Consider the following 15,991-nt stretch of genomic DNA (forward strand, 5'->3'; position numbering starts at 1 on the left):
CTATCACTCCCTTATACTCTAATTCTATTTTATCGCATTCAAACCAAAAGTTAAAGTTCAATCCCCACTTTAGTGAAAATTAAAGCCTTCGCATCACCAAGTTTTGTACTATCTTTACCACCAGATTGTGCAAAATTAGGGCGACCGCCACCATTTCCACCTGTAATGGTTGCAGCTTCCTTAGCAAGATCCCCTGCTTTGTATCCAGAAGTAATTGCATTTTCACTACATCCGACAATAAAGTTTAGTGATGATTCCTTAATATTTACAACGACAACGATATCTACTTGATTGCGGATGCGTTCCACAAGATCTTTCAATACAGGAACTTCCATATTTTCTTGTTCAATCCAAATAAACTTAAGATTGTTTTCGATATCTACGGCATTTTCAACATATTCCGCTGTTTTTGATTTAAGAACATCTGCTAACATTTCTTGGTTTTTATTCTTTAATTCTTTAATTTCTTTTTCCAGTTCATCAATCTTATCGAGAATATTCTTTTGTGGTGATAATTTAAGAGCTGCACGAATACTTGATACTTCTTGATCAAGAGCATGGAATTCTTGATATGCTCCTAAACTTGTTTTACCTGTGATTCGACGAACACCTGAACCAACACTTTCTTCTGAGACAAGTTTGAATGATCCAATTTCTCCTACTGACAAGGCATGCGTACCACCACAAAGCTCTTTAGAAACTGTACCCATTGAAACGACACGAACAAATGAACCATAATTTTCTGAGAATAAAGCCATTGCTCCAGTTTTCTTTGCATCTTCGAGTGCAAGAACTTCTGTTTGAATTGGCAATGATTTCGCAATCCAATCATTAATAAGTGTTTCAATTTCAAGGCATTGCGCGTCCGTTACTTTTTCAAAGTGGTTGAAATCAAATCTAAAGTACTCATCATCAACATAAGAACCCGCTTGATTTACATGATCACCAACGACTTGTTTTAATGCTGATTGAAGCAGGTGAACACATGAGTGATTTTTACGAATTAAGATACGGCGTTCCGCATTGATTTTAAGAGTGAAGGTATCTCCCTCATGAATCTCAACCTCAGATTCGACATGATGCAGGTGTTGACCACCGTTCGCTTTGGTAACATCATTAACTGTAGCAACTATTTTGCCATCAAGTTCAAGTGTTCCCGTATCGCCAACTTGTCCACCACTTTCAGCATAGAATGAAGTTTCTGCAAAGACGACTTCACCTTTACCTGAAAAGGACTCCACACGTTTTCCATTTACAAAAAGTCCAATTACTTGAGATTTATTTTCAAATGAATCATAGATAAATTCACTTTCTTCATGGAAGTTAAGAAGATCTTCTTGTTGAGAACCCATCGATTCAACTTTATGGCGACTACCACGAGCTCTTTCTTTTTGTTCTTCTAATGCTTGTTTGAATCCCTCAATATCTACATCATATCCTTGCTCTTGAGCAATTTCTAATGTCAATTCAATTGGGAATCCATAAGTATCATAGAGTTTAAATGCAATATCTCCAGCAATTGTTTTTCCATCTGTTGATTCAATGGTCTCAAGCAAGAGTTTTTCTCCGCCCGCAAGCGTTTTTTCAAATCGTTTTTCTTCAACATGAATAAGCTCTTGAACCATTTCTTGACGATCTGCAAGATAAGGATAGAACTCACCCATTGTTTCCACAACTACGGGTACAAGTTTATAGAGGAATGATTCAGAAATGTTAAGCACTTTTCCAAAACGTACAGCACGACGAAGTAAACGACGCAAGACGTAACCACGCCCTTCATTTGAGAATGTTGCACCATCAGCCAAAGTAAATACTAAAGAACGAATATGATCCGATACAACACGATATGCTACGACATTGTCTTTATAGGGTGTATCACTCATTTTTTCAATTTCACGAATAATCGGCATGAATAGATCCGTATCAAAGTTTGTTTCGCCACCTTGGACAATACTTACAAGACGTTCAAATCCCATACCTGTATCAATGTTCTTTTGTGGTAACTCTTCAAATGTATGAATATCGCCACCTTCAACACCATCAAATTGTGAGAACACAATATTCCAAATCTCTACATAACGGTCATTTTCCAAGTCTTCGAAGAATAATTTTTCACCAATATTTTCTGGGTCAAAATCAGGGCCTCGATCGTAAAAAATTTCTGAGTTTGGACCACATGGACCATCACCAATTTGCCAGAAATTATCATCTGTTTTTAAGATTCGTTTGGGATCCACATTAAATTTTTGTGTCCAAATATCGTATGCTTCTTGGTCATCCGTGTGAACGCTGAAGTATGCTTGATTTACATCCAAGCCAATCCATTCCTCACTGAATAAGAATTCATAAGCAAATCCAATGGCTTCCTCTTTAAAGTAATCACCGATTGAGAAGTTACCTAGCATCTCAAAGAACGTATGGTGACGTGCTGTTTTACCAACATTATCAATGTCATTAGTGCGCAATGACTTTTGCACATTAGTAATTCTTGGGTTTTCTGGTTTTACACGGCCATCAAAGTATTTCTTGAGAGCAGCAACACCTGAGTTAATCCATAGTAAAGTATCATCATCAATAGGGATTAATGGTGCGCCTGGTTCAACCATATGATTTTTCGATTTGAAATAGTCTAAGAACATATTTCTAATTTGATTTCCTGTCAATTCTTTCATAATTGCCTCCTAAAAATAAAAAAAACATTCCAACTACAGGAACGTTTTCACGCGGTACCATCCTGATTTATACGCCGAAACGTATACACCTCAAAGTTTTTAACGCAAACAACACGGAGTTTCCTCATCTGCTAAAGGAGCATTCATAAACTTCTATTCGGCATTCTCACCATCAGCCGTCTCTTTAAATAGAATTACTTTAAGAATATATCTTTAGTACGATTATCGCATTTATTATATCATATTTTTTTCTGTTGCCTAGCCTTGAACTAATTTTTCTACTTTATGAACATCTTGGATATTTCCAATGACCACAATCGTGTCTCCTACTTCGAGTGAAGCATCAGGACCTGGTGATAAAAGAACCTCACCATCATGATTAATAGCAATGATAGTCATCTGAGTTGTTTGATAGAAAGCAGAGGTCGCAATTGTTTTCCCTACAAGTTCTGATTTCGATGAGATTACAAATTCAAAACGCTTCATCGGATCTGAGAATGAGAAACGCGAACTTAAATCTACAATTTGATCAACGATTGTATGAATTTCTGCTTCAATCTCATTCTTCTTAGCCATCAAATCAGTAAGTCGATGCTTTAATTCAGTGACATCACTGACTGAACTAAACGATTGAAGATACGCTATGGCATGTGTCTTATCGCCAATGATGACCCCATAGTTGTTAATAACATGAACACATTCCACTTCTTCTAATAAGTTCACCGCGCGTCGAATTGTTTCAGGTGATACCTTATATTCACTCGATAAAATAGAACGTCCTGAAATACGTTCCCCTTCCACAAGGTCATTACGAGCGATACGTGCAGCAATATCGAGTGCAATTTGTTGGTAGATAGGTTGTCGTTTTATTCTTGTCATGGTGTCACCTCATTGCACCTAATATAGCATAAAAAAACTGCAATTTAAACTGCAGTTTCAATATGTCTTAATAATTAAACATTAATGTTGATAAATAACGTTCTCCAGTATCAGGAAGAATAACTACAATGTTCTTACCTTTGTTCTCAGGACGTTTCGCAAGCTCAATTGCAGCAAACTGCAGCTCCTGAAGAAATACCTACAAGAAGTCCTTCTTTGCGTGCAATATTACGACCTGTTTCAAATGCATCTTGATCTGAAACACGGATAATTTCATCAATTAATGATTCATCTAGAATTGAAGGAATAAATCCTGCACCAATACCCTGAATTTTATGAGGTCCAGGTTTTTCTCCTGAAAGAATTGCGGATGTTTCTGGTTCTACTGCAACCACTTTGATATTTGGGTTTTGTTCTTTTAAATATGAACCGGTTCCTGTTAGTGTACCACCTGTTCCGACACCTGATACAAGAATATCGACAGTACCTTCAGTATCACGATAAATTTCAGGTCCGGTTGTATTGTAGTGCATCTTAACATTGGCTGTGTTATCAAATTGTGATGGAATAAATGAATTTTCAAAAGATTCAGCAAGTTCATTGGCTTTCGCAATTGCACCTTTCATTCCAGTACTTCCATCTGTTAGAACAAGTTCAGCACCGTATGCCTTTAATAAGTTACGACGCTCTACGCTCATTGTTTCTGGCATTGTAAGAATGACACGCAATCCCATTGATGCACCAATCGAAGCAAGACCAATTCCTGTATTTCCACTGGTTGGTTCAATAATAACTGTTTCATCATTGATTAAGCCTTCTTTTTTAGCTTGTGATAACATTGCGAATGCAATACGGTCTTTAACACTTCCACCAGGATTAAAGAATTCAACTTTCGCTAAGATATTTGCTTGGACATCGTATTCTTTTTCAATATTCTTTAAAGATACGAGTGGTGTATTTCCGATTAATTCTGTGAGTTCATTATAAATTTTCATAGTAACCTTGTTATCCTCCATGTTATATATGTATTATACAACACTCACATTAAATTACAATTCGTTTACTCAGTCGGAATCATTGACTTTACCTTTTAAAACCCCTAACATATATTCATGTAAGGAGTGATGATTATGAAACTATCAGCACGAACACGCTACGGTATCGCGGCAATGACCTATATGCACATCAACGATCAAGATGTTACTACGTTAGTTAACATTGCTGATCACTTAAATATCTCAAAAATTTATTTGGAACAAGTTTTCTCAAGCCTAAAACAAGCAAACCTAGTAGATGCTATTAAAGGCCCTACAGGTGGATACTTTCTCAAGTCAAAAGAATGTAACATGTACAACATTCTTAATGCTTTAGAGCCTTCTATGTTTGAAAAAACACCGCCATCAACTGATGACGATATTATAAACTCAGCATTATGTACACATTTGTATACACCACTTGATGAAGCATTAAAAGCAGAACTTAAAGAGATTAAACTAAAAGATATCGCCGAAATCATTAAAACTGAATCCGGCGACAATCATATGTATTATATTTAATTTTCTTCAGACAAGGCATCTTCGATGTCTTGTTTTTCTTTGGTTACGCGTACCTTTGCAATCACTTTCTCATCCAAATCAATAATTGAGAAACGATAATCGCCAAAGACTACATCCGATTCATCAGACTGTACGTCTTCTGCATTCGGAATTCTTCCCAGCTCACCAACAATAAAGCCACTCACGGTGTCGTAATCATCTACAGGTAAATCAATTTCCAGGATATCTTCGAGATCTTCAAGATCTGCATTCCCTTCAACCAAGTATTCTCCAGGATGAACAAGAAGAATATCTTCAATCTCTTCATCATCATACTCATCCATGATATTACCCATAATTTCTTCAATTAAATCTTCCAATGTTACGATACCAGCCGTTCCACCATATTCATCAATAACAACAGCAAAGTGTGTTTTCGCAAGTTGTAATTCTCTAAAGAGTTCATCGGTGCGTTTTGAATCAGGCACGAAGATTGGTTCACGCATAACTTCTTTAATATTAAAGAGTTTTGGATTCTTCTCTTCGTTGATGAAGCGTAAAATATCTCGTAAATGAATCACACCAATGATATCATCAATGTTTTCTTCATAAACTGGATAACGTGTAAAGCGTTCCTCATCAATCAAATCGAGTATTTCATCAAAGGTTGTATCAACATCGATACCAATGACATCCGTACGGTGTGTCATAATATCCGATACATCTTGATTATCGAAATCAAAAATATTGTTGATCATTTCTTTTTCATTAATATCAATTTCACCCGCATCAACCATGATACGAATTTCTTCTTCTGTAACTTCGTCTTCAGTCTTATTCGGATCGATACCAATTATTCGTAAAACAACATTGGTTGAGAACGATAAGAATCGAACGAGAGGTTTCGTAATAATTGACATAATCCAAATTGGATACACAACAAAGAATGCAAACTTCTCTGGGTTTGTCATGGCAATTCGTTTCGGAACGAGTTCTCCAAATACCAACATTAAATATGCGGTAATCAAAGAAATGATTAACATTGATATTGGTTTAACCATCGCAGATGTCATCCATCCATTATTGACAACCCAATCCGTAATCAATTGCGCAAACGCCTCGGAAGCAAACATCCCTGATAAAATACTTGCTAATGAAACACCAATTTGTATCGTAGATAAAAATCGGTTAGGAACTTCTTTAAGTTGTAGTACGATCGTTGCCTTGCGGTTTCCATCTTCAGCCATGCTCTTTAGTTTATTATTATTGATTGATACAAATGCTAATTCACTTCCTGCAAAAAATGCATTTAAAAGAATTAACACTAGTAATGTAATTACTTGACTTAACATAGTACATCACCTCGTAGAGCATCTTCTATTCTGCTGTTTATATTCATAGTAGGGTTAGGTAAACTACCCTCGTCACTGTTTTCCACAAACAATCCTCCGTTTATATATATCAAATATTTTACAAACTTCCCCAAATAAAGTCAATAGGGTGACCTCTGTCACCCTATCTGAATTAATCATCAAATGTCTTTAAAGCTTCACTCATATTGACATGATTGGTTCTTCGAGCCATCAATAAATTTATGATAATTGAAATAATAAATGTTAGTGCAATTGAAGTCGCAACACTGGTCCATAAGAGCTCACGGTTAAACATAACCGCATCAATTTCAGCTTGTAAGATTACAAATTTATGGAGATAATATCCAAAGAATACACCAAAGAAAAGGCTGAGTATGGTCAGGACAATATTTTCCCTCAAAATATATTGAGCAAGTTCTTTCGGATAAAATCCGAGAACTTTAAGGGTTGCAAGTTCTTTTTGTCGCTCTGAAAGATTCATTGAAATTAAGTTTAATAATACAATAAGTTCTAATGCAAACGCAGCTCCGACTACAACATAGATGACAATATCAAAGTTACCCATTGCGTCTTGATAACTATCACGCATTTCTCTTAAAAACGATACTGAGAATACATCTGATTGTTCTAGCAAGGTTGTTTTAAATGTATCAGATGCTTCATCAGTTTGAAACAAGATGACATTATCTTTAACTTCATTGCCAGTAACACGTTGATACGTTTCATCACTCATATAAGCATAGTGCATTACATAGTTTTCAACAACTCCTGTAATTGGAACTTGATACTCACGGTCCAAAATTTCGAATGTGAATGAATCCCCCACATTTAAATCCTCTAGAATTGCGAGTTTTTCAGATATAATAACACCACTGTTATCAACTACGATATCATCATGTGATTTACGATCCTTAAAGTTAATAAATTGGTTAAGATTTTTGAGATCATCCGCCACAAACAGTTGCGCATCTCGTGTTCCTACAGTAATACCTTCAGACATGATTTCAATGCTGCCATCTAATTCTACTTTTGTTAAATCAACGGAACCATTATAAGTAATCATTCCATCATAATTGATGACTTGATCGAAATGCTTATCAATAATAGAGTAGATTGAATGGCGTAATCCAAATCCTGTAATGAGAAGTCCACAACAACCACCAATACCAATTACTGTCATTAAGAATCGCGTCTTATTTCTAAAGAGATTTCGCATACTTACTTTATAAAGAAAACTCATTCGTTCCCATAAGAATGTGATTCTTTCTAAGAAAATACGTTGACCTGACTTTGGAAGTGGCGGTCTTAGTAAATTCGCAGTCATTTCGCGACTAACTTTCATTGATCGAACCATCGCAATTCCAACTGAAGAAAGGAAACTTACCAATAAGGGTAACCAAGCATAAGACAGAATAATACCTGTTTCTAATTCTGGTGTTAAGTACATAATCCGATAGGCATCATAAATTAGAGTAGGTATAAAATAAAATCCTAATGCAATACCGAGAATTGATCCCAAAAACCAAGCAATGAATGCAAATCCAACAAATTTCAATGAGGTCTTAAACCAAGAGTATCCTAAGGCTTTATAAACTCCGATTTGCATTCTCGATTCGTCAACCATTCTGGACACAGTACTTAAAGTTACAAGTATCGCAACACCAAAGAAGATAAGCGGGAATACTTGGCCTATCGCTTCAATTCGGTCACTGTCTTGATAAAATTCACGATAACCAATTAAGACATCTTCACGCCCAAGTACGAATGCCTTACCTGTTCGGTTTGCCTCAATTTCTCCATAACCTTCATCAATTTTCTGTTGTGCTTCATCTATTTTTGAAAATGCATTGGCACGCTCCGAGCGATAGGTTTCTTCTTGTTTCGTATAAGTTGCAAGTCCTTCATCATATGTTTTTGACACATCCAATAACACAGCTGAGTTTGTTCTGATTTCTCCAAAGAGTGTATCAATTTCAGTTTGTTTAGCGTCAATTTGAGCAAGAACATCGGTAAGCTTTGTTTGAGCTTCAATCAAAGGTTGTTCTTTTTTTTCTATTTCTGCAAGTCCAGCTTTAACCATTTCGAATTGTTTTACTAATTCTGGATAGGCAGGTGACGACGGATCAGTACTTTCAATTGCTTGTTCCAATTCATCATATTGTTTTTGAAGCGGATCTTTTTGCGCTTTAATTTGAGCTAATCCTGCTTCAACTTCAGTTTGTTTCTTAGTTAACTCACCACGTTGCTTATCTAATTCAGCCTGTGCAGTGACTTGTTTTTCTTGAGAAACTCTCAAGACATCACCAATTTGTTTTTCGAAAGATCCTGCAGCCAGTTCCATATCAAGGCCTTGTGCCATTTTATAGATACCATCATCAATCGTTGTATAGAGTCCATCTAGTTTAGATTTTCCCTCATTTAATTGCTTTTTTGCGTCTGCAAATTGCGTTTCAGCTTCTTCGCGTGCAGTTTTTAATTCTGCTTCAGCATCTTTCAGTTTTTCAAGTTCAGGAGCTATCGCTCTTTCATAACGTGCTTGTGTTAAAACATCTTCCGAAGCTTTAACTTTCTTAATTTCCGCATCAACATCTGCACCTTCGTTTAAGTAAAAACGAGCACTGGTGTAGATATCATGCTTAGCTACTGGTTCATTTATATATAGAAAGCCAAGAATGTTACCCGAACCAATTTGTGAATTACCACGTTCTAAATTCATATAACGACTTGATTCTACAAAGCCAACGACTTTATAAGACTCCGCTTCAAATACATCGTTATCTTTAATCTCAACAATATCACCAAGTTTTAGTCCACGTTGGTCCTTAAGGATGTGGTCAGCCACCAATTCATGTGATTGTTTTGGAAGTTCTCCTTCAATTAAGGTGGTGTCTTGACCTGTTAGTTCCGTATATTCAATGAGTTTCATCACACCATCAAACGAGTTTGACTTAACAAAGCTATCGGTATCATTAACACCTACTGCTTTTCCATCTACAAGTTCACTTAACGATTCAATCATGGCATCATCAATTCCTAAAGTATGACGAAATTCCATGTTTAAAACATCGTGAGTTTCCATGTATAGGTCTGCCGTTTTACGCATGTCATAGCCTGTTACACGGATTCCCACAAAGAAACCAACACCCAGACATGTAATTAAAAGGATGGCTACAAACTGCAGCCATTTTGCTTTAATTTCACGAAGTATATCCTTTACCATACAATTTCATCTACATCTTTCACATCATTATTAAGACGATCTGATTCAACACGACCATTCTTAATTTCGATAACGCGATCTGCGAGTTGTGTAATGGTTTGATTATGAGTAATGACAACAACTGTCATGCGATAGATATCCGAACACTCTCTCAATACTTTAAGAATTTGTTGCCCTGTTTCTGTATCTAATGCCCCTGTTGGTTCATCACATAGTAACAACTTTGGGTTTTTAGCAATTGCCCGAGCAATCGCAACACGTTGTTGTTCCCCACCGCTCATCTGTGCTGGGAAGTTATTCATTCGATCTTTTAATCCCACTTGTTCAAGAACCTCTTGGGGATTCATAGCATCTTTACAAATTTGTGTCGCAAGTTCGACATTTTCAATCGCCGTTAAGTTAGGAATTAAATTATACGATTGGAATACAAAGCCAACATCATCACGACGATACTGTGTCATTTCTTTATCATTCAGATTCGAGATTTCTTTACCTGATATTTTCACTGATCCAGATGTTGGCTTGTCCATGCCACCCAGGATATTCATGACGGTTGTCTTACCAGCTCCCGAAGGACCGACAATCACGACAAACTCACCTTCATCGATTGCGAGAGAAACACCATCTGAGGCTTTTATCTCAACATTTCCGACTTGGTATACTTTTTTCATATCATTAATTTGAATATAACTCATTGATACTTCTCCTTTACATAACGAATGAGAGCCTTATGATCATTTTCAACTTTCTGATAGATTACTTGTTCTAAGAGTTCGTTTAAAACTTTATTAATCATTTCTAGTTTGATTCCCATTTTCTTAAGTAAGTTTCCATTAATTGCAAGGTCTGTTACTTCAGTTGGGTCCTCATTCACTTCAATTTCTTCTAAAATACGCATGAAATGGTTGCAACGTTCCAATTGATAATTAGCTTGGAATGACTTCGCCATATTATCTGCACGCTTAAATAAAACCAAATCTTTAGCATATTCCATATTACTGTTTTTAACTAAGAGTTGTAAATCTTCTTTTGTTGGTTGTAGTTTCAAACCATGATTTTCAATCAGCCACAACATCTTTTGTTTTTCTTTCTTTGCAAAACCATAACGACTTAAGATTTTGTTAGCCTTAATACTGCTAAGCTTTGCATGCTCTGGGTAATGCGCAATGCCTTCATCATCAAAGACTTGCGTCTCGATTTTTCCAAGATCATGGAATAATGCAACCCAACGATAGTTCGCTTCTTTGGGTAAATAGTTCATACAGATTACTGTATGTTTGTATAAATCATATTCGTGATACGGATTGTGTTGATCAAAACCAATCATTGTATTCACATCTTTAAAGATTGATCCTAAAAATTCAGGATAACCCATCGCTGTTTCTAAAAAATAACACCCTACGAAGTAACGGTCCAATTCTTGACGAATCAAACTCTTGGAAAGCCCCTTCATAAGCTTGGTTAACTTTAAAGCAGCACTTTCCGTTTCCGGTTCAAGTGCAAATCCAGTTTCAGAGCGGAATCGAAACAGTCGTGCAACACGAATTGGATCTTCTCTAAACCGAATCATTGGATCGCCAATACATCTTAAAATTTGATCTTTAAGATCTTGATATCCATTATAAGGATCAATCAATCCTTCATCTAAATCATAATAAAGTGCATTAATTGTGAAGTCACGTCGCTTTGCATCCTCATATACGTCGTCAACAAAAGTAACAGTATCCGGATGACGTACTGTTTTATCATAACTTTCGACACGCATGGTAGTGATTTCTACATTGTAGGGTTCAACTGTAAATTGAACACCATACTGATTCTTTTTATAATTATTATAATCTTTAAATATTTTATCGAGCAGTTCGGGTGTCGCACTGGTAGCAATATCCAGATCATCCGAAGTATATCCTAGTAGTGCATCTCTAACAAATCCACCCACTATATATGCTTGGTAAGACTGACTGTGTAATGCTTGGAAAACATCTTGAATTTCGGGTTCTAAGTTTATCATAAGACACCTCCGCGTAATTATTGTAACATAACAATGTTTTAGTGTAACTTGAATCTCTTTAAATATGAGTGATTTCATGGTGTCATATGTTTACAGATTCACACGTAGTCCACTTTTGGTTCATATTATACACCTTTTACAAAAAGATTGAAGATAATATATAAAGATTCAAAACTTATCTCTATGGTATAATTAAATTCTGAAAACCATCATAATCTACACTGTTTACGTCTTTTGCAACCCTCAGTTGACATATTATACGGTACAGATGATAGTATGCAACAGCACGGATTGGTAGAATTAAATCATCAGAAGGAGGACGTTTATGATATTAGCAGATAAGATTATTAAACATCGAAAACAATTAGGTTATAGCCAGGAAGAATTAGCAGATAAGCTCGGAGTCTCACGACAAGCCGTGTCGAAATGGGAGAGTACACTTTCTATTCCTGACTTGGATAAAATTATTAAAATGAGTCAATTATTTGGAGTTAGCACGGACTATTTAGTTCTAGATGATGTAGAGGATGCAACACCATCCATCGAAGCAGATGATTTAACTCCAACATTAAATCTTGATGAAACGAATCATTATATGGATACGGTAGCACGTGCAGCCATTAAGATTGCATTTGGAACGCTACTTTGTATTATCTCACCCATTCCATTGATTGTATTAACAAGTATGGTTGAAAATAAAAGCACTCAGATTTCTGAATCGGTTGCCTCAGGAATCGGTCTCATATTCTTAATTGTAGTTGTCGCGATTGCAGTTGGTCACTTTATTTATTACGGAATGCAACTTAGTGAGTTCCAATACTTAGATCAAGAGCCGTTTAATTTAGCCTATGGTGTTGAAGGTATTGTTAGACAACGTAAAAAAAGCTTCGAACAGAAATATCGGATAACACTGATTATCGGAATTGGCTTATGCATTTTATCCGTATTACCAATCTTTTTTATGATGATGTTGAATCGTCCTGAAGATGAGTATTTCATTGCCATTGCTTTACTTCTAATTTTAGTTTCAATTGGTGTCTCATTTATTATTAAAGTAGGGATGGTTTATGGAAGTTATAAAAAACTTCTTCAAGAAGGTGACTATCAAGTTGCTCGAAAAACAAATCGCAAGAAAATGGATCGTATCAGTGGTGCTTACTGGTGTACCATCACCGCAATTTATTTAGCAGTTAGCTTCTTAACCTTTGCATGGCATATCACATGGGTTATCTGGGTCGTTGCTGGTGTTTTATATGGCGCCATTGAAGCTTTATTTGGTGATAACTAAGACTTAGGGTCAGAAACTTTGGTTTCTGACCCTATTATATCCATTGATATTGATGACACCAGTGGTCATCTCTTTTTATATACTCAAGACATTCTGGCATGTCGTCTTTTGATGTCACGATAAATTCAAATTTATGTGGCTTAATGATAAATAATGTCCAATTTGGATTTATTTCTTGATCCCGATTTTCAATTTCTTGTTTTTTCCATGCAAAACGAGCACATGCTTCAAACTTTGAAACTACAGGCTGGGGGTAGTCACTGATTAACGAATAAGCTCTCACACTACTATCTTGCTTTAAATAATTCCTAAGACTATCTTGAACACGTGTTATTTCAATAGTACCTTGTAGGTTTGCTTGTTGATAGGTATCATAATTATTAAAACTCAAACTAACACTTTGAGACTCTGTTAAGTCCATCCAGAAACTATCTATGTTCATGGCAATATAGAAATTACCGAATGCATCAATAGATTCAATCTTGAGTGATCGAGATTTTAACGCTCCATCTCTATCAAGCATTGACAGTGTACCCACGAGTTCAGATTCTTCATGATGGTAAAACCACTTTTCTAACAAATCACTGGGATAATTCGGTAGCGATTTCCAATAATTACGTACTGTATTTTCGTTTGAGTTCCTATGTTGAGTCATATTCATACCTCCTAAGAATGACGTTGTAAATCAATTACAAAATCATTGTAGGGTATGGAACGCGTTTCATGTCAACACTCAATTATTCATATTTTTTTAATTTCTATCATTTCATAGTCAATAGCAACAGATGTAGGATTATCAGTAAATAAATATTGATAGAGTTTCTTACCTACCGTTATTAAATTATAATCAATACTTGTGAAATTCATTAATGTGCTCATATACGTATTCCCTTCACTAATAATGAAGAAGTTTTGGTGATGAACAAAACCTTTTTTCTTTGCCTCTACGATGAGGCTTGCACCTACTTCATCTGAATCCACAAAAATACCGACAATAGCATTATTATTTACTTGATCATGAATTTTATTCATAACCCCACCTGTGTTTTTGTCGGAAAAAACTGCATGAAAAAACTGACTTTCTGCAGGTTTTTTAAGTGTTTCCTCATATGCCCGCCATTTGGCTTGCGTACTTCGGCTCAGTTCAACGGATTTATTCGTTGTTGTGAAGATATCAGTACATCCATAATCCAATAAATGTTGGTAGATTTCATAATACGAGGCAATTCTTCTTGGATACACATTGGTAGCACCCGTAACAACCTTCTCTCGACAGATAGTGATTGGACCATATTTAGAGTATTCTGTTAAGTAATGATCCTCACATGCCTTCGAAATAAAGATAAGTCCATCCAACTCTTTCTTACGCAGCATTTCTAAGAAAACAAGTTCTCTTTCTATCTCATAGTTAGAACATAACAACATCACATTGTAACCATCTTGATTGGCAGCATCAATAATACCCTTTGAGACGGTATCATAGCCATAATAATCTACTTCAGGAACAACAAGTCCCACACACTGAGTTTTTCCTTTACTTAATTTAACGGCATTAGAGTTACTTACATAGTTATACTCATCCACAATTTCTAGAACACGACTTCGAACCGCATCAGAAACATAGGGATGATTATTAAGAACTCGTGACACTGTTGATACAGATACATTCGCCTCTTTCGCAATATCTCGAATATTAACCATAGCACGCTCCTTTAGAAACAGTATACCATTTTATGACTCTAACCGATGGCTTTGAACTTGGTATTATTTTTACGCAATCCCATTATCTTCACAGACTAAGTTGTGAAAATATAGGCATGATTAACTGTGAAATACAGCTTTGGGAGTGGGTTTGTTAAAAGTGTGTAAATTTGTGAATTTCGAGTTGAATTTATTATTGAAATATGAAATTATAGTCTTGTCCAAATTAAACACACAGGAGGGGACAATGAAAAAAAATCTATTAGTATTCCTAGTCATGATTTTGTTTTTAACAGGTTGTAGCGCAAAAGGTAATGATAAAGCATCAAAAAATATTGATGAATTAACGGTCTTTTTCGTTCCAAGCCGTGATCCAAAAGAAATCGCAGCCAAAACTGAACCACTTAAAGCATTGATTACTGATCAATTAAAAGAAGAAGGTTACACAATTGGTAATGTGAAGATTGAGATTTCACCAAACTACGAAGCAGCTGGAGAAGCACTTGATGCTGGAAAAGCACATATTGGTTTCATCCCTGCAAGTACATATGCTTTATACTCAGAAGATAAGAATGTCGATGTTATCTTGGCAGCTTCTAGAGATGGTTTAAACAAAGATTCAGAAAATGCTAAAGATTGGAATGATGGTCAACCAACACTTCCAGTTACTGACCAAGTTACATTCTATCGTTCATTAATTTATGCAGGAACATCTTCAAAAGGACGTGAACTTGCAGAAATCGTAAACAGTGGTAAAAAATTAAGTTGGGACGATTTAAATGGTGCTACATGGTGTCATTCAAATACAACCTCATCTGCTGGTTATGTATACCCTTCATTATGGTTATCAGAAAACTATGATGGAAAAATGATTGCTGATTTAACAAACAAAGTAGAAGTTACAGGCTACCCAGATACTGCAGCACGTCTTGCTACAGGACAATGTGATGTTGGTGTCGGATATGCAGATATTCGCCGTGACTACGAGAAAAACTGGACTGAAGAATGGAAAAAAGAAAATATCTGGACTGAAGTTGATGTTATCGGAGTTACTGAAGGAATCATGAATGATACAATTTCAGTATCGAACAAACTTGTTGATGATGAATTCAAAAAAGCACTTCAAAAAACATTTATCGAAATTGCTAAAACAGAAGATGGTAAAAAAGCAATTGAGATTTATAACCACACTGGATATAAAGAAGTCACAGACAAAGACTATGACTCATCACGTAAAGTACTCGAGTTATTAAAGAAACAGTAATAGTATTCAGTTCTTAAGCGGGGTGACCCGCTTTTTTAAAGTAGGAGA

11 protein-coding genes and 1 pseudogene are annotated in these 15,991 nt (G+C 35.8%); 3 read left to right on the plus strand and 9 right to left on the minus strand.

Annotation, left to right across the window (positions count from 1 at the left end; all coding sequences use genetic code 11):
• Positions 1-50: 50 nt before the first annotated feature.
• The 3 genes and pseudogenes from alaS to cysK form a co-directional block, all read right to left on the minus strand.
• Positions 51-2,672, minus strand: a complete 2,622-nt coding sequence (gene alaS, locus H9L01_RS09815) for an alanine--tRNA ligase (protein WP_187533772.1) — start codon at positions 2,670-2,672, stop codon at positions 51-53.
• Positions 2,673-2,930: 258 nt separating this feature from the next.
• Positions 2,931-3,551, minus strand: a complete 621-nt coding sequence (locus tag H9L01_RS09820; RefSeq protein WP_187533773.1) for a GntR family transcriptional regulator — start codon at positions 3,549-3,551, stop codon at positions 2,931-2,933.
• Positions 3,552-3,618: 67 nt separating this feature from the next.
• Positions 3,619-4,546: pseudogene (gene cysK, locus H9L01_RS09825) on the minus strand (cysteine synthase A).
• A 135-nt stretch (positions 4,547-4,681) separates the two neighbouring features.
• Between cysK and H9L01_RS09830 the strand changes: the two are divergent.
• Positions 4,682-5,107: an RrF2 family transcriptional regulator gene (locus H9L01_RS09830; protein ID WP_187533774.1), complete on the plus strand. Its 426-nt coding sequence runs from the start codon at positions 4,682-4,684 to the stop codon at positions 5,105-5,107.
• Here H9L01_RS09830 and H9L01_RS09835 read toward each other — a convergent pair.
• The 4 genes from H9L01_RS09835 to H9L01_RS09850 all read right to left on the minus strand — a co-directional run bounded on the left by H9L01_RS09835 (position 5,104) and on the right by H9L01_RS09850 (position 11,690).
• Complete coding sequence (locus H9L01_RS09835; protein ID WP_187533775.1) at positions 5,104-6,438, minus strand: hemolysin family protein; 1,335 nt, start codon at positions 6,436-6,438, stop codon at positions 5,104-5,106. The two genes, H9L01_RS09830 and H9L01_RS09835, sit on opposite strands and share 4 nt — an antisense overlap.
• A 172-nt stretch (positions 6,439-6,610) precedes the next feature.
• Positions 6,611-9,679: an ABC transporter permease gene (locus H9L01_RS09840; RefSeq protein WP_187533776.1), complete on the minus strand. Its 3,069-nt coding sequence runs from the start codon at positions 9,677-9,679 to the stop codon at positions 6,611-6,613.
• Positions 9,673-10,374 (minus strand): ABC transporter ATP-binding protein, encoded by a 702-nt coding sequence (locus H9L01_RS09845; RefSeq protein WP_187533777.1) that lies wholly within the window; start codon positions 10,372-10,374, stop codon positions 9,673-9,675. Before H9L01_RS09845 ends, H9L01_RS09840 begins: the two co-directional genes overlap by 7 nt.
• Positions 10,371-11,690 carry a CCA tRNA nucleotidyltransferase gene (locus H9L01_RS09850; protein WP_187533778.1) on the minus strand — a complete coding sequence of 440 codons (1,320 nt, stop codon included), beginning with the start codon at positions 11,688-11,690 and terminating at the stop codon, positions 10,371-10,373. The genes H9L01_RS09845 and H9L01_RS09850 overlap by 4 nt, the downstream gene beginning before the upstream one ends.
• A gap of 325 nt (positions 11,691-12,015) precedes the next feature.
• Between H9L01_RS09850 and H9L01_RS09855 the strand changes: the two genes are divergently transcribed.
• On the plus strand, positions 12,016-12,978 hold the full coding sequence (locus tag H9L01_RS09855; RefSeq protein WP_187533779.1) for a helix-turn-helix domain-containing protein: 963 nt from the start codon (positions 12,016-12,018) through the stop codon (positions 12,976-12,978).
• A 34-nt stretch (positions 12,979-13,012) separates the two neighbouring features.
• On the opposite strand, the gene H9L01_RS09860 is transcribed toward H9L01_RS09855, so the two are convergent.
• Positions 13,013-13,633 (minus strand): hypothetical protein, encoded by a 621-nt coding sequence (locus H9L01_RS09860; RefSeq protein ID WP_187533780.1) that lies wholly within the window; start codon positions 13,631-13,633, stop codon positions 13,013-13,015.
• A gap of 86 nt (positions 13,634-13,719) precedes the next feature.
• Positions 13,720-14,679 (minus strand): LacI family DNA-binding transcriptional regulator, encoded by a 960-nt coding sequence (locus H9L01_RS09865; protein WP_187533781.1) that lies wholly within the window; start codon positions 14,677-14,679, stop codon positions 13,720-13,722.
• Between the two features lie 247 nt (positions 14,680-14,926).
• Here H9L01_RS09865 and H9L01_RS09870 point away from each other — a divergent pair, with 247 nt between their 5' ends.
• A complete protein-coding gene (locus H9L01_RS09870) occupies positions 14,927-15,943 on the plus strand; it encodes a phosphate/phosphite/phosphonate ABC transporter substrate-binding protein (RefSeq protein ID WP_187533782.1) in 1,017 nt (338 codons plus the stop codon).
• The last annotated feature ends 48 nt before the right edge of the window (positions 15,944-15,991 follow it).

The sequence above is a fragment of the Erysipelothrix inopinata genome, from assembly GCF_014396165.1.
Lineage (GTDB): Bacteria > Bacillota_I > Bacilli_A > Erysipelotrichales > Erysipelotrichaceae > Erysipelothrix > Erysipelothrix inopinata.